Annotated in this window: 12 protein-coding genes; 7 read left to right on the forward strand and 5 right to left on the reverse strand. The window is 65.1% G+C overall.

Annotated elements, in window-relative coordinates:
- From AC1DYX_RS00730 to AC1DYX_RS00750, 5 genes are all read right to left on the reverse strand, one after another.
- On the reverse strand, nt 1-1,027 hold a 1,027-nt coding region (locus AC1DYX_RS00730), incomplete at its 3' end, for an ArnT family glycosyltransferase (protein WP_477255277.1).
- 664 nt (nt 1,028-1,691) lie between these two features.
- On the reverse strand, nt 1,692-2,930 hold the full coding sequence (locus AC1DYX_RS00735; protein WP_477255279.1) for a type II secretion system F family protein: 1,239 nt from the start codon (nt 2,928-2,930) through the stop codon (nt 1,692-1,694).
- Between the two features lie 9 nt (nt 2,931-2,939).
- Entirely contained in the window at nt 2,940-4,667 is a 1,728-nt protein-coding gene (pilB, locus tag AC1DYX_RS00740) for a type IV-A pilus assembly ATPase PilB (protein WP_477255281.1), read from the reverse strand.
- Nucleotides 4,668-4,916: 249 nt separating this feature from the next.
- Nucleotides 4,917-6,224 (reverse strand): HlyC/CorC family transporter, encoded by a 1,308-nt coding sequence (locus AC1DYX_RS00745; RefSeq protein WP_477255283.1) that lies wholly within the window; start codon nt 6,222-6,224, stop codon nt 4,917-4,919.
- A 126-nt stretch (nt 6,225-6,350) separates the two neighbouring features.
- Nucleotides 6,351-6,908, reverse strand: coding sequence for a ClpP family protease (locus AC1DYX_RS00750; protein WP_477255285.1), 558 nt, complete (start codon nt 6,906-6,908; stop codon nt 6,351-6,353).
- A 234-nt stretch (nt 6,909-7,142) separates the two neighbouring features.
- On the opposite strand from AC1DYX_RS00750, the gene xdhA reads away from it, so the two are divergent.
- The 7 genes from xdhA (at nt 7,143) to AC1DYX_RS00785 (ending at nt 20,759) form a co-directional block, all read left to right on the forward strand.
- Nucleotides 7,143-8,621: a xanthine dehydrogenase small subunit gene (gene xdhA, locus AC1DYX_RS00755; protein ID WP_477255287.1), complete on the forward strand. Its 1,479-nt coding sequence runs from the start codon at nt 7,143-7,145 to the stop codon at nt 8,619-8,621.
- A 10-nt stretch (nt 8,622-8,631) separates the two neighbouring features.
- On the forward strand, nt 8,632-10,977 hold the full coding sequence (gene xdhB, locus AC1DYX_RS00760) for a xanthine dehydrogenase molybdopterin binding subunit (protein ID WP_477255289.1): 2,346 nt from the start codon (nt 8,632-8,634) through the stop codon (nt 10,975-10,977).
- A 1-nt stretch (nt 10,978) separates the two neighbouring features.
- Complete coding sequence (xdhC, locus tag AC1DYX_RS00765) at nt 10,979-11,989, forward strand: xanthine dehydrogenase accessory protein XdhC (protein ID WP_477255291.1); 1,011 nt, start codon at nt 10,979-10,981, stop codon at nt 11,987-11,989.
- Nucleotides 11,989-13,293 carry a guanine deaminase gene (gene guaD, locus AC1DYX_RS00770; RefSeq protein ID WP_477255293.1) on the forward strand — a complete coding sequence of 435 codons (1,305 nt, stop codon included), beginning with the start codon at nt 11,989-11,991 and terminating at the stop codon, nt 13,291-13,293. Before xdhC ends, guaD begins: the two co-directional genes overlap by 1 nt.
- A 111-nt stretch (nt 13,294-13,404) precedes the next feature.
- The gene (locus AC1DYX_RS00775) at nt 13,405-14,895 is read left to right on the forward strand and encodes an adenosine deaminase family protein (protein WP_477255295.1); all 1,491 of its coding nucleotides are present in this window, start codon (nt 13,405-13,407) and stop codon (nt 14,893-14,895) included.
- A 590-nt stretch (nt 14,896-15,485) separates the two neighbouring features.
- Nucleotides 15,486-18,899: a TonB-dependent receptor gene (locus AC1DYX_RS00780; RefSeq protein ID WP_477255297.1), complete on the forward strand. Its 3,414-nt coding sequence runs from the start codon at nt 15,486-15,488 to the stop codon at nt 18,897-18,899.
- A 174-nt stretch (nt 18,900-19,073) separates the two neighbouring features.
- Nucleotides 19,074-20,759, forward strand: coding sequence for a bifunctional metallophosphatase/5'-nucleotidase (locus AC1DYX_RS00785; protein ID WP_477255299.1), 1,686 nt, complete (start codon nt 19,074-19,076; stop codon nt 20,757-20,759).
- The last annotated feature ends 13 nt before the right edge of the window (nt 20,760-20,772 follow it).

A 20,772-nucleotide genomic window follows, 5' to 3' on the forward strand; every position in this document is an offset into this window, starting at 1 on the left:
CGCCGAGGACGGCCGCGGCGAGAACGGCGGCCGATTGCAGGCACTCGTCGTGGCGCAGCGCGCGGCGCGCGCGCCACAGCGCCACCAGCGCGAGCGGTGCGGCCGGGAGCGCGATCCAGGGCAGGTTGCGCGACCAGAACCAGTGATCGTGCGGAGCGCCGAGCAGCGGTACGGAAAAGCCGACGAAACGCCCGATATTGTTCAGCCAGAACCAGTCGTGGAACAGCGCGGGCGAGCGCAGCCAGAGCATGACCGGCCACAGCGTCAGCCAGGGCAGCGCGGCCAGCAGCGCGACGAGCAGCGTGCGCGCATAGGCACGCGTGCGCCAGCGCGCGAAACACAGCGGCAGCAGCAGCGCGGCCAGGCCGAACACGCCGGGCGCCAATAAACCCTTGCCGAGGAAACCGATGCCGACGCCAAGCCCGACCTGCAGCCCGCTGGCGATGGGCCGGGTGCGCCAGTACGGCAGGCCCGCCATGCCGACCGCGATCCCGGCGAGCAGCGCGAGATCGGTCAGCATCAGGTGCGCAAAGGCTGCCAGCCCGAGGCAGGCGAGCAGCACGAGCACGGTCGTGCGGCCGAACTGCGCGTCTACCCAGCGCCGGCCGCACTGGGCCATGGCCGCGCAGGTCAACAGGATGAACAAGCCGACGGCCAGGCGCGCGCCGTCGTGCTGTGCGAGCACGGGCGCGGTCGCCGCCGCCAGCGCGCCCGCGACCCAGTAGAACAGCGGCGGCTTTTCCATGAACGGTTCGCCCGCCACGCGGGGCACGAGGGCGTCACCGGTGGCCAGCATGTTGTGGACGATGTCCATGATGTACGCCTCGTCCTGCTTCCACGGCGCATGCCCCGCCAGCCCCGGCAGGGCATACAGGACGACCAGCAGGAGGAAGGCCCACGTGCGGGTGCCGAGCACGAAGCGGCGCCCGAGGCGCGGCCCGGTCGCCTGCGCATCGTCGGGCGCGGGCCGTGCTGTCCGGGTCCGCAGCGAAACGAGCTCGTCGAGTTCGGGCGGCGTGTTGGTCATGGCGGTCGTCCTGGTCGGAGGCTGTTCCGGTAAAACGGTACATATGCTAGGGCTGTAGACAGGATATGACGCAGACGCAACTCAGCGCAATGCTCACGCACTTCCGGACGGGCATCGGGCAGTGTGCGCACGACAAAATGGTCGGGGTGACGGTTTCGTGATTCGACGCCGATTCGACGCCGGATGGATGAGCAGGTTCGGGGGAGGGCGCGGCCTGGGGCGGCAGGCCGGGGGCGGATCAGGGGTCTTCAGGAATGCACGGTACCGCGCGACCGGCGGCTGAGCGGTCGTCGTAGCGGCAGCTTACGCTCGGCCATTTTCTTCGCCATGAATTTTTCCAGCTTAGGGAAGGTCAGCGAGCGTTCTCCGCAATCACTGCAAAGAATGTACTCGCTGCCCCACAGGAGCCGCATCAAGGGAGTACGCGCGATCCGGCGTACGCAGGTAGAACCGCATTGGGGACAGGGGGCCATGGTAATAACGAATCAATTAAGAAAAGAACAATCCAATCCACCTTAGCAGGTGTGACCGCCATGCACAGTGCGTTAGCGCACGTAACGCGCCGACCGACGGGAGGATTCACGGTGGGAAATGACTGCCCCGGGCCGCTAGTCGGGCCCGTTACGTGATGCCGTCCAGGCCTCAAGCCTGGACGGGAACGTGATCAGACCACCGACCCCAGCTTAAAGATCGGCAAATACATCGCCACGACGAGGCCACCGATCACCACGCCCAGGATCACCATGATCATGGGTTCCATCAGCGACGACAGCGCTTTGACGGCCTCGTCCACTTCTTCCTCGTAGAAGTCGGCCACCTTGCCCAGCATGCCGTCCAGCGCGCCGGATTCCTCGCCGATCGCGACCATTTGCGTGACCATGTTCGGGAAGACATTGGCATTCTGCATGGCGACCRTCAGGCTCGTGCCCGTGCTGACCTCGGTCTGGATTTTCCTGGTCGCCTCGAGGTAGACGTTGTTGCCGGATGCGCCGCCGACGGAGTCCAGCGCTTCCACGAGCGGCACGCCGGCCGCGAACATCGTCGCGAGCGTACGGGTCCAGCGGGCGATCGTCGCCTTGCGGATGACCTCGCCGAACACCGGCAGGCGCAGCAGGATGCGGTCCATCGCCTGCTGCATCTTGAGCGAGCGGCGCCACGCCTGGAAGAAGAAGTACAGCGCGGCGAAGATCGCGGGGAAGATAACCCACGCCCATTGCACGACGAAGTCGGAGATGCCCATCACGATCAGGGTCGGGGCCGGCAGGTTCGCGCCGAAGCTGGAGAACACGGATTTGAATGCCGGCACCACCCAGATCATGATCACGGCCGTGACGATGAAGGCGATGGCCAGGATCGCGCACGGGTACATCAGCGCACCCTTGATCTTGCTCTTCAGCGCAAGCGTCTTTTCCTTGTAGATCGCCAGGCGCGTCAGCAGGTCTTCGAGGATACCGGCCTGTTCGCCGGCACCGACGAGGTTGCAGAACAGCGGGTCGAAATACAGCGGGTATTTACGGAAAGCGTTGTTCAGGCTGGTGCCCGTCTCGATGTCCGCGCGCAGGTCCATGATCAGCTTGGACATCGACGGGTTCGCATGGCCCTTGCCGACGATGTCGAACGATTGCAGCAGCGGCACGCCGGCCTTCATCATCGTGGCCAGCTGGCGCGTAAACAGCGTGAGGTCCTTGTCCTGGATCTTCTTGCCGCTGCGATAGACCTTCTTTTTGACCTTGGTCACCATGATGCCCTGGCGGCGCAGGGTCACGTTCACGATGGTCTCGCCGCCGGCGCGCATTTCGCCGCGCACTTGCTTGCCGTTCTTGTCCTTGCCTTCCCAGGCGAAGATGTATTCCTTGACTTGCGCGCTGGCGCCGCTGCGCGGCCGGGCCGATGTGGTTGCCATGTTGGATCCTTATTCGTTCGTGCAGCCGAGCACTTCTTCAAGACTCGTGAGTCCTTGCTTCACCTTCATGAGGCCCGAGCGGCGCAGCGAGTTCACGCCCTCGGCCTCGGCCTGGGCGGCGATCTCCATTGCGTTGCCGTTCGCCAGGATCAATGCCTCGATCGCCGGCGTGATCGGCATGATCTGGTAGATACCCACGCGGCCCTTGTAGCCGGAGCCGAGGCAGCGCTCGCAGCCGATGGGGCCGTAGGGTTTCCAATCGCCGTCCAGGTCGCCGTCGCGGAAGCCCGCCGCCTTCAGCGTGTCGCGCTGGATATCGAGCGGCTGCTTGCATGTGCACAGGCGGCGCGCGAGGCGCTGTGCCGTGATCAGGATCACGGACGAGGCGATGTTGAAAGGCGCCACGCCCATGTTCATCAAGCGGGTCAAGGTGGACGGCGCGTCATTCGTGTGCAGGGTGGAAAACACCATGTGGCCCGTCTGCGCGGCCTTGATCGCGATGTCGGCCGTTTCCAGGTCGCGGATCTCGCCGACCATGATGATGTCCGGATCCTGGCGCAGGAATGCCTTCAGCGCGACGGGGAAGGTGAGGCCGGCCTTTTCGTTGACGTTGACCTGGTTGACGCCGGGCAGGTTGATCTCGGCCGGGTCTTCCGCCGTCGAGATATTGATGCCAGGCTTGTTTAACAGGTTCAGGCAACTGTACAGCGACACGGTTTTACCGGAGCCCGTCGGGCCCGTCACGAGCACCATGCCGTACGGGCGCGTGATCGCGTCGATCAGCAGGGCCTTCTGGTCCGGATCGTAGCCGAGCGCGTCGATGCCCATCTGGGCCTGCGTCGCGTCGAGGATACGCATGACCGTCTTTTCGCCAAACAATGTCGGCAGCGTGCTGACGCGGAAGTCGATGGTCTTCGTCGGCGACAGCACGAGGCGCATGCGGCCGTCCTGCGGGACGCGTTTTTCCGAGATGTCGAGCTTGGCCAGCACCTTGATGCGCGAGACGAGCTTGTCGCGGATCGACAGCGGCGGCGCGAGATGGTCGCGCAGCACGCCGTCCACGCGCAGGCGGATGCGGTACTGCTTTTCGTAAGGTTCGAAGTGGATGTCCGACGCGCCCAGCGTGATCGCGTCCATCAGTACCTTGTTGAGGAAGCGCACGATCGGCGCGTCCTCGACTTCCGTGGCGGCCGCGTCCGGCACCTGCGCCTGCGGTTCGTCCTCGGCGAATTCGATGTCGCCTTCCTCGCCGACCAGTTCGCTCAAGTCCTGCTCGGCGCTCTTGGCGATATTCGCCAGCAAATTCAGCAGGACGTCGTGGGCGACGATCACCGGCTCGACCGTCGATTCGCTCTGGAACTTGATCTGGTCGAGCGCCTGGGTATTCGTCGGATCCGACAGCGCCACGGACATCTTGTTGCCGCGCCGCGCGAGCGCAATCACGCGCTGGGCCTGCATCAGTTTCGGGTCGATGGCGTTGACGGGCAGCGCATCGAGGCTCAACGTGGCCAGGTCGAGCAGCGGATAGCCGAAGGTTTCGGCGCAGAAGGCGGCCAGCGAGCGGGCATCGATCGCGCTGCTGCCGAGCAAGGTATCGATGAAGCCTACCTTGTCGGCGCTCGCCTTCTTTTGTAGCGTGTCCGCTTGAGGTAGCGTCAGCCGCCCGGCCTGCACCAGCGCACGCGCCAGCCCAGGCAGCGACGTGCCGGGGTTGGTGTTGGGGAGGACTGCTGCCATAGTGGTTACGGTCGGAAGGGCGACAAGGAGCCGGGCAGGATGGACAGCCCCGGCGGACGTTCTCGATGATGCCCGTAGGCATCAAATCGGTCAAGAGTTTGTCGTACGGAAAGATGTTTGCATACCACGCAGGCGAATTGGCATGTAACCAACATGCAATGTCCAATGATCAACATCATTATTCCTCGTGCAAGATCAAGGGCTTATCGCCGGTCCATGGCCGGCGACACCTCGCCGGTCAAGCCTGGATCAGGCTGCCAGCCAGCGTTTGACCGCGACCGGGCGCAACAGTTTCACGACCTTGATGGCCTGGTTCTGCACCTGCACGACTTCGATCACACATTGGCCGATCTTGAGGGAGATGGGGGCTTCCGGAATGTCCTGCAGCAGTTCCAGCAGCAGGCCGTTGACGGTCTTCGGCCCGTCGAGGGGCAGGTCGAGGCCGAGCTTCTTGTTGATGTCGCGCAGCGGCGTCGTGCCCTCGAGCAGGCATTCGCCCTGGGCATTCCACGCCATCGCATCGGTGCGCGTGGCGCCCGGCGACGAGGTCGTGAAGTCGCCGATCATTTCCTCAATGATGTCCTCGAGGGTGACGAGACCCTGCACCTCGCCGTATTCGTCGACGATGATGCCCAGGCGTTCCTTGTTTTCCTGGAAATACTGGAGCTGGGTGAAGACGCCGGTGTCTTGCGGGATGAAATAGGGCTCGGTCAGCAGTTCGCGGAAGTGGTCGATGGTCAGATCGTCCGCCTCGTTCAACAGCGCGACGGCCTTGCGCACGTGCAGGATGCCGACGATGCGATTGATCTCGCCCTCGTACACGGGCAGCTTGTTGTGGTAGCACGTCGTCAGTTCGGCCTTGATGTCCTCGACGGGCAGCGCGAAGTTCAGCGCCTCGATCTGGCTGCGCGGCGTCATGATGTCCTCGACGGAGATCTTTTCCAGCTCGAACAGGTTCAACAGGATGCTCTTGTGCTTCTGTGGAATATAGCTGCCCGCTTCCAGCACGACGGAGCGCAGCTCTTCCGGCGACAGGCGCTGCTGGGCGTCCGCATGGCCCATGCCCGCGCGGCGGATGCGCAGCAGGCGCAACAGGCCGTTCACGAACAGGTTGACGAACCAGATCGCGGGCTTGGCCACCTTCATCAGCGGGCGCAGGACGAAGCTGGAGCCGAGCGAGATGCGCTCGGGATACGTCGCGCCGATGATCTTGGGCGCAATTTCCGCAAACACGATCAGGAGAAAAGCGACGACGGCCGTGGCGATCGTGATCACGCTTTCCTCGTGGCCGAAGAACAGGATGGCGATGGCGGTCACGAGCGCCGTCGCCATCGCATTGATCAGGGTGTTGGCGATGAGGACGAGGGACAGCAGCTTGTCCGTGCGGTCCAGCAGCCACAAGGTGGTGATGGCGCCGCGGTTGCCCCGCTTGGCGAGATGGCGCAGGCGATATTTATTGGCCGCCATCAGGGCGGTTTCCGCCATTGCGAAGAAGGCCGAGCAGAGGATCAGGAGGGCGAGTGCGAGGATGAGCACCCAAATTGGTACGGTTTCCAAGGATCACCGTCAAGAATCGTCGGGGAACTGGCGAGGCCAGCGCGGTGCGGGACGCAGTGCGGCCACGCAGAGGCCGATTCTAAGACAAGGGGAGGGTGCTTGCAAGTTTGGCCAGATGGGTGGCGTTTAATTCCACCAGTGCGTCGTGGTCCCGGCTTCCGGCAGGCGCGCCTGCCGTGCCGCATGCACGATGCCGGCTTCGACGGCCTGCTCGGCGGTGTAAATACGGGAGCTGCCCGTGAGGTAGGAACGGATGTCGTGGGCGGCGGGCGCGCCGTGCGTGGCAGCCTCGAAGATGGCGGCATAGCGTTCGGCGTCGAAATCGAGGCAGTCGCGCCATTCGGAGATGCGGGCGTGGTCGGCCGCCACGAGGTTGCCGAAGCCCCAGTGCAGCGGGTGGATGAGGAAGCGGGTGCCGGGACAGGCGTAGCGCTGCTGGCCGGCCAGGAAGATGGCGACGCCGACGGATTCCACGCTGCCCACGTTCCACGTCGTCAACGGCAGCGGCAGCGATTTCAGGAAGTAGTACAGGGCGAAGCCGGCCGTCATGTTGCCGCCTTCCGTCGACATGTGCAGTTCGATCTCGCTCGCGCCACTCTGCAGCGCTTGCAGGCACAGGTTGCGCACCGTGCAGGCGGAGTTCGCGTTGATTGGTCCTATGAAATGAACGATGTGCAATGCCATGAAAGCTCCTCGTGACGGCTCAAGGATAGCAAGTTTCGCAACATTGGTTCGTTCGCATCATCATTGCGTGCCGGCCAGATGACGGGCATGCCGGATAACGACGGCGCAGCGCCGGCCCGTATATTAAAAATATCTGATATTCAAAATCGACATTCGAATATATGTCGACCGACCCCCGGTGCTAACCTTGCATCTGTCTTCACCATACACCGTCGTTTTCCATCCGAGGCTCTGATGTCCACACCGATCCGATTTTTCTACCGCGGCGCCGTCCATGAAGTGAACGATGTCGCGCCGACGCAGACCATCCTGCAGCACCTGCGCGAAGACCTGCACTGCACCGGCACCAAGGAAGGCTGCGCCGAGGGCGATTGCGGCGCCTGCACCGTCGTGCTCGGATCGCTCGAAAACGGCGAGCTGCAGATGCGCCCGGTGAATTCCTGCATCCAGTTCACGCCCACGCTGGACGGCAAGGCCTTGTTCACCGTCGAGGACCTCGCGCAGAAGGATGGCGCGCTGCACCCGGTGCAGCAGGCCCTCGTCGAATGCCACGGCTCGCAATGCGGCTTTTGCACGCCGGGCTTCGCCATGTCGCTGTGGGGCATGTATTTGAAGCAGGAAGGCCGCGAGCCGAGCCGCTGCGAGATCGACGACGCCCTGTCCGGCAACCTGTGCCGCTGCACGGGCTACCGTCCCATCATCGACGCCGCCAAGCGCATGGTCACCTTGCCGCGCGTCGATTTCGACCGCGCCGCCGTGACGGAACAACTGCGCGCCCTGCAGCGCGCCGCCGGCGCCACGTACGAATACGATGGCCAGACCTTCCATGCACCGCGCACCCTGGACGAGCTGGTCGCCGTGCGCGCCGCGCATCCGAAGGCGACGATCCTCGCCGGCTCGACGGACGTCGGCCTGTGGGTCACGAAGCAGATGCGCGAACTCACCGACATCATCTACCTGGGCCATGTGGCCGAGCTGAAGACCGTGCGCGAGGAGGGCGGCTTACTCTCGATCGGGGCCGGCATCTCCGTCGAGGATGCGTATGCCGCGATCTGCCAGCATTACGAGGCCGAGCTGGGCGAGCTGTGGCAGCGCTTCGCATCGCTGCCGATCCGTAACGCCGGCACCCTGGGCGGCAACGTCGCCAACGGTTCGCCCATCGGCGATTCGATGCCGTGGCTGATCGCGCTCGGCAGCGAGCTGGTGCTGCGCGGTCCGGACGGCGAGCGCACGATGCCGCTCGAGAGCTTCTATCTCGGCTACCAGGTCAAGGACTGGCGCGAGGGCGAATTCGTGCAGGCCGTGCGCGTGCCGCTGCCGCGCCCGAACGTGGCGTTCCGCACCTATAAACTGGCCAAGCGCTTCGACCAGGATATCTCGGCCGTCTGCGCCGCCTTCGCCTTCACGCTGGAAGACGGCATCGTGCGCGACGCGCGCATCGCGTTCGGCGGCATGGCCGCGACGCCGAAGCGCGYCGCGCAGGCGGAAAGCACGCTGAACGGCCGCGCCTGGGACGAAGCCGCCGTGCGCGACGCGATGGCCGCGCTGGCGAAGGATTACGCACCGCTGTCCGACATGCGCGCGTCGAGCGCCTACCGCATGAAGACGGCGCAGAACCTGCTGCGCCGTTACTGGCTCGAAACGCGCAAGGACAATCCGTTGCCGCCTTCCGCCGTCAATCCATTCGTGAATAAACCGACCGCCCTGGCTTGAGGAGACAACAATGAACGACGCAGGATCCCCCGCTCTGACCAAGGCCGAATGGAAGCAGGTCGGCCTCGGCAAAGCCCACGAATCGGCCCGGCTGCACGTGCTCGGCCAGGCCGACTACACCGACGACGTCGCCGAGGTGCGCGGCACCTTGCACGCCGCGCTGGGCCTGTCGAGCAAGGCGCACGCCCGCATCCTCGACATCGATTTTACGGACGTCCTGGCCAGCCGCGGCGTGCGCGCCGTGTTCACCGCGAAGGACATTCCCGGCACCAACGATTGCGGCCCGATCATCCACGACGACCCGATCCTCGCGGACGGCCTCGTGCAATACATCGGCCAGCCGATGTTCGTCGTCGTCGCCGATACGCATGACCTGGCCCGCCGCGCCGCGAAGAAGGCCAGGGTCGACTACGAGGAGCTGCCGGCGATCCTGACCCCGCAGGCCGCGCGCGCCGCCGGTTCGTACGTACTGCCGCCGATGCGCCTGACGCGCGGCGACGCCGAGGCCGCGTTCGAACGCGCCCCGCTGCGCGTGAAGGGCGAGCTGTACGTAGGCGGCCAGGAGCAGTTCTACCTGGAAGGCCAGATCTCGTATGCCATCCCGCAGGAAAACGACGGCATGCTCGTGCTGTGCTCCACGCAGCACCCGAGCGAGATGCAGCACGTCGTGGCGCATGCGCTGGGCCTGCATTCGCACAACGTCGTCGTCGAGTGCCGCCGCATGGGCGGTGGCTTCGGCGGCAAGGAATCGCAGTCGGCGTTGTGGGCCGCGGCCGCCTCCATCGCGGCGAAGCGCCTGGGCCGCGCGGTGAAGCTGCGCGCCGACCGCGATGACGACATGATGGTCACCGGTAAACGCCACTGCTTCCACTACCTGTACGAAGTGGGCTACGACGATGCCGGCCGCATCCTCGCGGCGAAGGTCGACATGGTGAGCCGCGCCGGCTTCTCCGCAGACCTGTCCGGCCCCGTCGCCACCCGCGCCATCTGCCACTTCGACAATACCTATTACCTGTCCGACTGCGACATCCGCGCGGCGGCCGGTAAGACGAACACGCAGTCGAACACGGCGTTCCGCGGCTTCGGCGGTCCGCAGGGCGCGATCGCCATCGAATACATCATCGACGAGATCGCGCGCAACCTGGGCAAGGATTCCCTCGACATCCGCAAGCTGAATTTCTACGACAAGATCGACCGCAACGTCACGCCGTACGGCCAGCCCGTCGTCGACAACGTGATCCACGAACTGGTGGGCGAGCTGGAACAGACGAGCGAATACCGCGCGCGCCGCCAGGCCATCCAGGACTACAACGCGACGAGCCCCGTGCTGAAGAAGGGCCTCGCACTCACGCCCGTAAAATTCGGCATCGCGTTCAACGTGACGCACCTGAACCAGGCCGGCGCCCTCGTGCACGTGTACGTGGACGGTTCCATCCTCGTCAACCACGGCGGCACGGAGATGGGGCAGGGCGTGAACACGAAAGTGATGCAGGTCGTCGCGCACGAACTGGGCGTCGATCTCACCCGCGTGCGCATCGCCGCGACGAACACGAGCAAGGTCGCCAACACGTCCGCGACGGCGGCATCCACGGGGGCTGACCTGAACGGCAAGGCCGCCGAGGACGCGGCGCGCCAGATCCGCGAGCGCCTGGCAAGCTTCGCGGTAAAACAGTACGGTGGTGCCGTGGAAGACGTGCGCTTCGTCGCCGACACCGTGTTCGCGAACGGCCACGAAGTCCCGTTCGGCGAACTGGTGGCGAAAGCCTATCTGTCGCGCGTGCAGCTGTGGTCGGACGGCTTTTATGCCACGCCGAACCTGCACTGGGATCCGAAGACGATGACGGGTAACCCGTTCTTCTACTTCGCGTACGGCGCCGCCGTGGCGGAAGTCGTCATCGATACCTTGACGGGCGAATGGAAGCTGCTGCGCGCCGATGCGCTGTACGACGCCGGCAATTCCTTGAACCCCGCGATCGACATCGGCCAGGTCGAAGGCGCCTTCATCCAGGGCATGGGCTGGCTGACGACGGAAGAACTGTGGTGGAACGCGCAGGGTAAGTTGATGACGCACGCGCCGTCCACGTACAAGATTCCTGGCGTGTCCGATTGCCCGGACGCGTTCACGGTACGCCTCTTCAACAACCGCAACGTGGCCGATTCGATCCACCGTTCGAAGGCCGTCGGCGAGCCGCCGCTGCTGCTGCCGTTCTCCGTGTTCCTCGCGATCCGCGATGCCATCTCGGCCGTCGGCGAGCACAAGGTCAACCCGCCGCTGCGCGCGCCGGCCACGAGCGAGGCGATCCTCGACGCCGTGTCCTTCGTCGAAAACGCCGTCGCGGCGGGCAAGGCAGCCTGACATGAACGCCTGGGAGATCCCCACCGCGCAACCGGCCGTGTTGATCACGGTCGCGAAGGTCGACGGTTCCGTGCCGCGCGAATCCGGCGCCCGCATGCTGGTCGATGCCAGCGGGCAGTGGGGCACGGTCGGCGGCGGCCACCTCGAACTGCGCGGCGTCGAGACGGCGCGCGCCATGCTGGCCAGCGGAGACAAACGCCGGCTGGAACGCTTCCCGCTCGGGCCGAGCCTTGGCCAGTGCTGCGGCGGCGTCGTGCACCTGGCGTTCGAGCTGGCCGACCGCGACCACTGCGCCGAACTGGCGACGCGCGGCCACGAAGACTGCTGGCGCGTCGTTGCGCTGGACGGCGAACCGGACCTCGCCATCGTCGATGCGCTGGGCCACAACATCCAGCGCAAGGGCGGACGCTATCCCGACTTCGCGCGCAGCGGCGGCACCCGCGTGCTGCTCGATGAAGCAGGCCGGCGCTGGCTGGTCGACCACGTCCCGGCACCGCGCGCGCATGTGATGCTGTTCGGCGCGGGCCACGTCGGCGCGGCCGTCGTGCGCCTGCTGGCGGACCTGCCGTGCCGCGTGACGTGGGTCGACGAGCGGGAAGACCTGTTCCCACCAACGCTGCCCGCGAACGTCGTCGCGGAAGCGACCGACCTGCCGGAAGCGATGGTGGACGAGGCCCCGGCCGGCACGAGCTTCGTCGTCATGACGCACAATCATGCGCTCGACCAGCGCCTGACCGAAGCGATCCTCAGGCGGCCCGCACACCAGGACTGGTTCGGCCTCATCGGATCGGACACCAAACGCAAGCAGTTCGAGCACCGCCTGCGCGACCGCGGCATTTCCCGCGCCCGCCTGGACGACATGGTGTGCCCGATCGGCGTGCCCGGCATCAAGGGCAAGGAGCCCGCCGTGATCGCCGTCGCCGTCGTCGCGCAACTGCTGATGGTCTGGGAGGCGGCGGCGCAGGCCGAAGCCTCCGGGGCCGCAACCCAAGTCTCACTGGAACAACAATAATGTCGAACGAACCCCGCACCGTGCAGGCCTACCGAGCGAGCCTGCTCCACTTCCACGCCGATCCCGCGCTGGCGGAAAACGCCCACGCCTGGCACGAAGACGGCCTGCTCGTCGTCGAGAACGGCCGCGTCACGGCGGCCGGCGACTACGACCGGCTCGTGTCGACGCTACCGCCCGGCACCGACGTCACCGATTACCGCGGCCAGATCATCACGCCCGGCTTCATCGACACGCACTTGCACTTCCCGCAGACCGACATGATCGGTTCGCCCGCGCCGGACCTGCTGCCCTGGCTGGAGAACTACACGTTCCCGACCGAGCGCCAGTTCAAGGATCCCGTGCACGCACGCGCCGTCGCCGAATTCTTCCTCGACGAGCTGCTGCGCAACGGCACGACGACGGCGCTGGTCTACTGCACGGTGCACAAGGAATCCGTCGACGCGTTCTTCGAGGCGAGCGCCGCGCGCAACCTGCGCATGGCCGGCGGCAAGGTGCTGATGGACCGCAACTGCCCGGACTTCCTGCGCGATACGGCCGACCTGCGCGAGAGCGAAGAGCTGATCCGCCGCTGGCACGACAACGGCCGCGCGCTGTACGCCATCACGCCGCGCTTCGCGCCGACGTCGACCGCGGCCCAGCTGGGCGCCGCGGGCGAGCTGGCGCGGGCGTTCCCGACCACGTACATCCAGACGCACGTGTCGGAAAGCCGCGACGAATGCGCGTGGGTGAAGAGCCTGTACCCGGACAACCGCAGCTATCTGCAGGTCTATGAGCACTATGGCCTGATGCGCCCGCGCGCCATGTTCGGCCACTGCATCTGGCTGGACGACGTCGACTTCGCGCTGATGGCCGGGACGGGCGCCGCCATCTCGCACTGCCCGACGTCGAACCTGTTCCTCGGCAGCGGGCTGTTCGACGTGGCCAAGGCCGACGGCGTGGGCGCGCACGTGTCGCTCGGCACGGACGTGGGCGCCGGCACGTCGTTCTCGATGTTGCAAACGATGAATGAAGCGTATAAAGTTGCAAGATTGAAAGGCAGCTATCTCCCGGCCCTGCGCATGTTCTACCTGGCCACGCTGGGCGCCGCGCGCAGCATGCAGCTCGAAGGGACGATCGGCAATTTTGCCGCCGGCACCGAGGCGGACTTCATCGTCCTCGATCCGAAGGCGACGCCGCTGCTGGCGCGCCGTACGGCGAACGGCGACTCGCTCGAGGAAACCCTGTTCGCGCTGGCCCTGCTGGGCGACGACCGCGCCATCCGCGCCACGTATGCGGCCGGGAAGTTGGTGCATGAGCGGCATTGAACATGCACACCAAGAACCTGTCCCGGTAGGTGCGAACCGGTAGGGTGGGCACAGGGGTGCCCACCCTACTGGGAGGGGCTGTCGCCCGATTAATTACCAGCCGAGACGACTATGACGAAACTCCTGAGCAGCAGCCTGCTGATCACCTGCGCGGCCCTCGCTGCCGCCGCTTCCGCCCGCACCCCGGCGGCCAGCGCCAATGAAGCCGCTACCGCGCGTCACTATGCCGCCCTGATCGCGGGCGCCGCGCCGAAGACGGCCGAGCTGGTCCTGTTCTTTTCGCAGATGCCCAAGGGCGGCGACCTGCACCATCATTATTCCGGCGCGATCTATGCCGAGACCTATGTCGACTGGCTCGACAAGCAGGGCTATTGCGTCAACAAGGTGACTTACCGGATCGAGACGGACAAGGACGTCGTCGAGAGCGAGCGTAAAAAGCCGCTGAAGGACCGCACCTGCCTGTCGACGCCCGACGTGTATGCCGACGACTTCACGTGGCGCGAACTGCTGCAGCGCTGGTCGAGCAAGGATTTCAATAACCACGGCGCGATCCAGCCGCCGCCGGACCGCCAGTTCTTCCAGACCTTCGGTTATTTTGGCCCGGTCTCCAACAACAACTTCCACGACGGCCTGGTGGAGTTGAAGAACCGCGCGATCGCCGAGAACGTGGCATATATCGAAACCATGTTCAAGAGCCCGGACTCGGTTTCCGACGAGGAGTTCGACAAGCGCGCCTGGGACAGCGCGCGCGACGAGGCGAAGTTCGCGCAGCTGCTGGAGGCGGCCCGCCAGAAGCTCGACGCCACCCCGTCGTTCCAGGCGTCCGTCGATACCTTCGTCAAGACCGTCAACGATGCCGCCGCCGGCATCGACGACGAGCATTTCACGATGCGCTACCAGACCTATGTCGTGCGCCTGCTGTCGCCGTCGCGCGTGTTCTCGTCGATGCTGGCCGCGTTCGAATCGGCGGCACGGGACGGGAAGATCGTCGGCGTGAACATCGTCGGCCAGGAAAGCCAGATGGTCTCCATGCGCGACTACACGCTGCACATGCAGATGTTCCGCTTCCTGAAGAAGGCCTATCCGAAGGTCAACGTGGCCATGCACGCGGGCGAGCTGGCCCTCGGCGACGTGGCGCCGGAAGACCTGAAGTACCACATCGACCAGGCCCTGAACGTGGCGGGCGCCCAGCGCATCGGCCACGGCATCGACCTCGCGCACGAGACGAACGCCGTCGGCATCATGAAGGCCATGCGCGCCAAGGACATTCCGGTCGAGATCAACCTGACGTCGAACGCGTTCATCGAGGGCGTGCAGGGCCCGAACCACCCGATCACGCTGTATCGCAAGTACGGCGTGCCGTATGTGATCTCGACGGACGACGCCGGCGTCACCCGTCATAACCTGGCCAACGAATATGTGCTGTTCGCCAGCCGCTACAAGCCGAGCTATGCGGAAGTGAAAAAAGCGTCGTACAACGGTATCCGCTACAGCTTCCTGCCGGAGGCCGACAAGCAACGCCTGACGCGCCAGCTCGATGCACGCTATGCGCGCTTCGAGGCGGACGTCGCGGCGCTCGACCGCACCGCCGTGAAGCACTGACCCGAACGCGACTTTCCTCCCCGCCGGTGGCGTGCTCCGCCGCCGGCGCGCCGCTCCGGCGATCCCCGCCGACCCGACCACAGCGACAGCGCATATGTTTATGCTAACGCTGTGGTCAACTCGCGACAGAATCCCTTCTTCCTCATTCCGTTTGCCTAAAAAACAAGCGGAAAGATTTCATTGCGGAATGCGGCCGATATAATCGCGCCGTGTCCGTTCCTGAGGGAAACGGTGTATTGCCTGCGGTCTCGCGCCGGTTTTTTCATCGAATTATTCGCGCAAGCTATAAATCCCCAAGAGAAAACGTATTTGTCTCGCTAAGAGGCTTCATGCATATTGGCCTTTTAATAATTCAAAACGTCTGAGAAAACGCGGGTATCTGAGTGTAATAGCTGAGAAATAATTAACAGCTAGACTCGCGTGGCCTGTTTTTTATTGGTGCATTGATATCACCGATTGCACCATGAACAAGCAGATGGAAACAATGAGAGAGCGGTCATCACGAGTGGCCGGTCAGAAAAAAGTTGCAGTACTAAGAGGGGAACGTTCGTTCCCAACCATAAAAAACAAGTCTTTTTGGGGTTAATCCAATGATCTATCAAAAACGGATCCAGCTGACCAAGCTGGCGCTGGCTCTGTCGATCGCGCTCGCCGGGACGCCGGCACTGGCGCAGAACACGACCTCGGCTGTCGGCGGTCGTATCACGAGCGCTGACGGCCGTCCGGCCGCCGGGGCGTCGGTGCAAATCGTCCACACCGAATCCGGCTCGATCAGCAATGTCGTCACCGACGCCGAGGGCCGCTACATCGCCCGCGGCCTGCGTACCGGCGGTCCGTACACGATCATCATCTCCAAGGATGGCGTCACCGAAAAGCGCGAAGGCATCTACCTGCAGTTGGCGGAAACCGCCAACGTCGACGCCACCGTCGGCGCGCCGATGCAGACCGTGACCATCGCCGGCAACCGCGCCCGTTCCGACATCTTCAACCGCTCCAACATGGGCGCCGGCACCTCGATCAGCAACGCCCAGCTGCAGATCCAGGCATCGGTCAACCGCAACCTGCAGGACTATGCCCGTGCCGACCCGCGCGTCTCGCAGACCGACAAGGAGCGCGGCGAACTGTCCGTCGCCGGCCAGAACTCGCGCTACAACTCGATCACCATCGACGGCGTGAACGTGAACGACACGTTCGGCCTGGAAGCGAACGGCAGCCCGACCACGCGCCAGCCGATCTCGATCGAAGCGATCCAGTCGACGCAGGTGAACGTCGCCAACTACGACGTCACGCAGAAGGGCTACACCGGCGGCAACATCAACGCCGTCACCAAGTCCGGCACGAACCAGTGGAAGGGCGGCGTGTACTACGTGTACCGCGACGACCGCCTGGCCGGCCAGCGCTACAACCCGGCCAACGATACCTATTCGGATCCGGTGCCGTTCAAGGAAACGACGAAGGGCGTGTGGGCGAGCGGCCCGCTGGTCGAGGACAAGCTGTTCCTGTACGCGCTGTCGGAAGAAACGAATTCCTCGCGCAACGCGCCGGACTTCGGCCCGGTCGGATCGAGCAACGGCACGACGGTTGCCATCACCCCGGCCGAGATCGCCGCGGTGCAGAACATCATGAAGAGCCGGTACGGCGTCAATGCCGGCAACCTGGCGCAGGGCGGCAGCAACTTCGTCTCGCGCGAGCAGATGCTGAAGGTCGACTGGAACATCAGCGACAACCACCGCGCCAACGTCCGCTACCAGCGCACCACGCAGGCCGAGCCACAGTACTCCACGTTCAGCGGCACCGCGCTGAGCCTGGACTCGGCCTACTACTCGCAGGGCAAGCAGATCGAGACGACTGTCGCCCAGCTGTTCTCGGACTGGACCCCGACGTTCTCGACCGAACTGAAGGCATCGTCGCGCAACTACGACTCCGTCCCGACCAACAACTCGACCTTGCCGAGCATCGGCGTGCAGTTCACCGGCGCGCTGCCGGCCGGCACCCCGAGCAACGTGGCCACCGGTTCGCGTACCATCAACCTGGGCACGGACAACTCGCGCCACATGAACATGCTGCACACGCGTACGCAGGACTACTACGCGGGTGCCAACTGGACGCTGGGCGACCACGAGATCAAGTTCGGTGCGGACTACCAGAAGAACAAGATCTACAACGCGTTCCTGCAGAACGTGTACGGCAACTACACCTTCGGTTGCGACAACAACCTGAGCTACTCGTTCGGCACCATCGACTGCACGAAGGCGTCCCAGGCCCAGGTGGAAGCCGCCGTGCTGGAAAACCTGCGCACGGGCCGCTACACGTCGTACACGCTGCAGGTCGCCGCGCCGGGCTTCACGCTGAACGACGCCGTCGCGCAATTCAACATGACGAACACGGGCCTGTTCCTGCAGGACACCTGGAACGTCAACCGCCAGCTGACCCTGAACTACGGCTTCCGCGTGGACCAGGTGGGCGTCGGCGGCACGCCGGTCGCGAACCCGAAAGTGGCCCAGGCAGCAGTGCTGAACAACGGCGCCCGCCAGACCGGCGGCTTCGGCTACAACAACCAGCAGACGATCGACGGCACCAAGCTGTTCCAGCCGCGCTTCGGCTTCAACTACAACTTCGACACCCCGCGCCGCATGCAGCTGCGCGGTGGCGCCGGCCTGTTCCAGGGCGCCGCAATGTCCGTCTGGCTCGCCAACCCGTACCAGAACACGGGCATGACGACGCAGCAGATCACCTGCTCGGCCACCGGCAACACGAAGTGCCCGCCGACCGCGAACACGGCGACCGGTACCTTCAGCACCGACGTCAACAACCAGCCGACGCTGGGCGGTTCGACGCCGCCGATCGCCAACGTCGACCTGCTGGATCCGAACGTCAAGCAGCCGTCCGTGTGGAAGGCCAACCTGGCGTTCGAGATGGAACTGCCGTGGTATGGCCTCGTCGCCGGTGCCGAAGTCCTGTACGCGCACACCAAGGACGCGATCTTCTTCCAGAACCTGAACCTGGGCCAGCCGACTGCGGTCGGCATGGACGGCCGCCAGATGTTCTGGAACGCTACCGGCGGCCTGAAAGACACCTGCTGGAACGTGGGCAACAACGCCGTAACCACGGCGAAGGGCTGCACCAATACGACCAAGGCGCTCTCGAACTCGTCGTTCGGCAACGTGATCAAGGTCACCAACACCGACAAGGGCGAGAACCGCGTGTCCACGATGTCGCTGTCGTATCCGATGACGAAGGGTTTCGGCTGGTCGGTCGCGGCAAGCCACGCCTATGCGACGGAAGTGTCGAACCTGACGTCGTCGACGTCGGGTTCGAACTACGGCGCCCGCTCGGCCGTGAACCCGAACGACAACGTGGCCGCCAACTCGGCCTACCTGGTCAAGAACCGTATCAACGCGCTGCTGAACTTCGAGAAGGCGTTTTTCGGTACGTATAAAACCCGCTTCGGCGTGTTCTACGAAGGCCGTACCGGCAAGCCGTACAGCTGGACCTTCAAGAACGACATGAACGGCGACGGCACCAGCAGCAACGACCTGATGTACATTCCGAAAGCCTTCGGTTCGGGCGAGGTCGTGTTCGCGGGCGACTCGGCGACCAGCCACGCCAACGAGCAGCGTTTCTGGGACATCGTCAACGCCAACAAGTCGCTGCGCCAGGCGGCCGGCCACACCGTTGCGCGCTACGGCGACTTCTCGCCGTGGACGAACAGCTTCGACCTGCGCATCAGCCAGGAAATCCCGGGCATGTTCAAGCGTAACAAGGCATCGATCTCCTTCGACATCCTGAACTTCGGCAACCTGCTGAACAAGAAGTGGGGCCAGATCTACGAAGCGCCGTTCTTCTCGTCGGGCGGCCAGACCCGCGGCTTCGTCGACTACGCCGGCATGCAGAACGGCCATTACGTGTACGCCGTACGATCGGCCGTCGATCCGCTGCAGATCCGCCAGGTCAAGGGCGAGTCGCAGTGGTCGGCACAAGTCACCGTCAAGTACGAGTTCTGACCTGAACCCGAACTGACGCGTTGCAATGGCCGGCGCCACGCCGGCCGTTTTTTCGCCCCCTGTAAAGACCCGCAGCAGGGGTGCGCATGCCATAATCCATGGCAGCCTCGCACGGGCGCGCCTACCCGGCGCGCCCGCGTGATGCGGCACCAGACGCTCCACACAAGGCATTCCATGACCGTCTTCCGTCCCGCCGCGAGCATGTCCGCGCTGGCATTGGGCAGCGCGCTGCTGCTGTCCGGCTGCGCCGGCACACCGACCCGACCGCTCGACATCAACCTCGTTGCCCTGAACGATTTCCACGGCAACCTCGAACCCAGCAAATACACCTACACGCCGCCGGGTTCCACCCAGCCGCGCACCATCCAGGCCGGCGGCATCGACGTGCTGAAAGGCGCACTGGACGCCTTCCGCCAGGACGACCCGGACCTGCTGTTCGTCGCCGCCGGCGACCTCGTCGGCGCCAGCCCCGCCGTGTCGTCGATGTTCGCCGACGAACCGAGCATCGAGGCCCTGAACCGCATGGGCCTCGTCGCCAGTTCGCTCGGCAACCACGAATTCGACCAGGGCCCGCGCGAGCTGCTGCGCCAGCAGCACGGCGGCTGCGATTCGCCGCGGCCCGCCAAGGCCTGCCGCCTCGCGCCCGACTTCAAGGGCGCCGGTTTTACCTACCTCGCCACCAACGTCGTCGACGCGCAGACCGGCAAGACGCTGGTGCCCGGCTGGCGCATCGTCGACGTCAAGGGCGTCAAGGTCGGCCTGATCGGCGCCGTCCTGCACGATCTCGCTTCCGTGACGGTCGCCTCGTCGATCCGCGGCCTCGACATCCGCGACGAAGCCGACGCCATCAACGCCGTGCTGCCCGCCATGCGCGCGTTAGGAGCACAGGTGTTCGTGGTGCTGATCCACGAAGGCGGTTTTGCCGACCAGGCGTACGACAAGGCCGATTGCGACACGCTGCACGGTCCCATTGTCGCCATCACGAAGAAACTCGATCCCGCGATCCGTCTGGTCATCAGCGGCCATTCGCACACGGGTTATCTGTGCAAGGTCGACGGCAAGGTCGTCACGCAGGCCGACGCGTACGGCCACCTGCTGTCGCGCATCAAGCTGACCCTGGACCCGGCCACGAAGGCCGTCCAGGACATCCAGGTGCGTAACGTCGTGATGGCGCCGGACACGTTCAAGCCGGACGCCGGCCTGTCCGCCTACCTCGCCGACGTGCGCGCGAAGAGCCGCGCGGAACTGGCCAAGCCGGTGGCGCGCGTGCAGGGTGCCCTGTCGCGCAAGGAGAATCCGGCCGGCGAATCCGTGCTGGGCGGCGTGATCGCCGACGCGGCCGTCGCCGCCACGCGCGACCAGGGCGTGCAGATCGGCTTCATGAACCCGGGCGGCATCCGCAAGGACCTGGAGGCGGGCGAGGGCGGCGTGGTGTCGTTCGGCCAGGCCCAGGCCGTGCTCCCGTTCGGGAATACGCTCGTCGTGATGGACCTCACCGGCGCCCAGTTGCGCCGCGTGCTCGAACAGCAGTGGGACCGGCCGGCGTCGTCCGATCCCTCGATCCTCGCGGTGTCCGGCGGCCTCGCATACGACTGGGACGGTACGCAGTCGCCCGGGCGGCGCGTGCTGAACGTAAAAGTCGACGGCGTGCCGCTCGCCGACGACAGGACGTACCGCGTGGTGGCCAACAACTTCCTGGCCGAGGGCGGCGACAACATCCCGATGTTCGCGCAGGGCACGCGCCGCGTCGACACGGGCCTGCGCGACCTCGATGCGCTGGTCGCGTACCTGCAGAAGCACCCGGAACTGGGCGGCGCCGGCGTGGCCGCGCCGCCAGCGCGCATCCGCAAGGTGCGTTGAAAACGATATAAAC

It is taken from the genome of Massilia sp. P2_C2 (assembly GCF_056404615.1).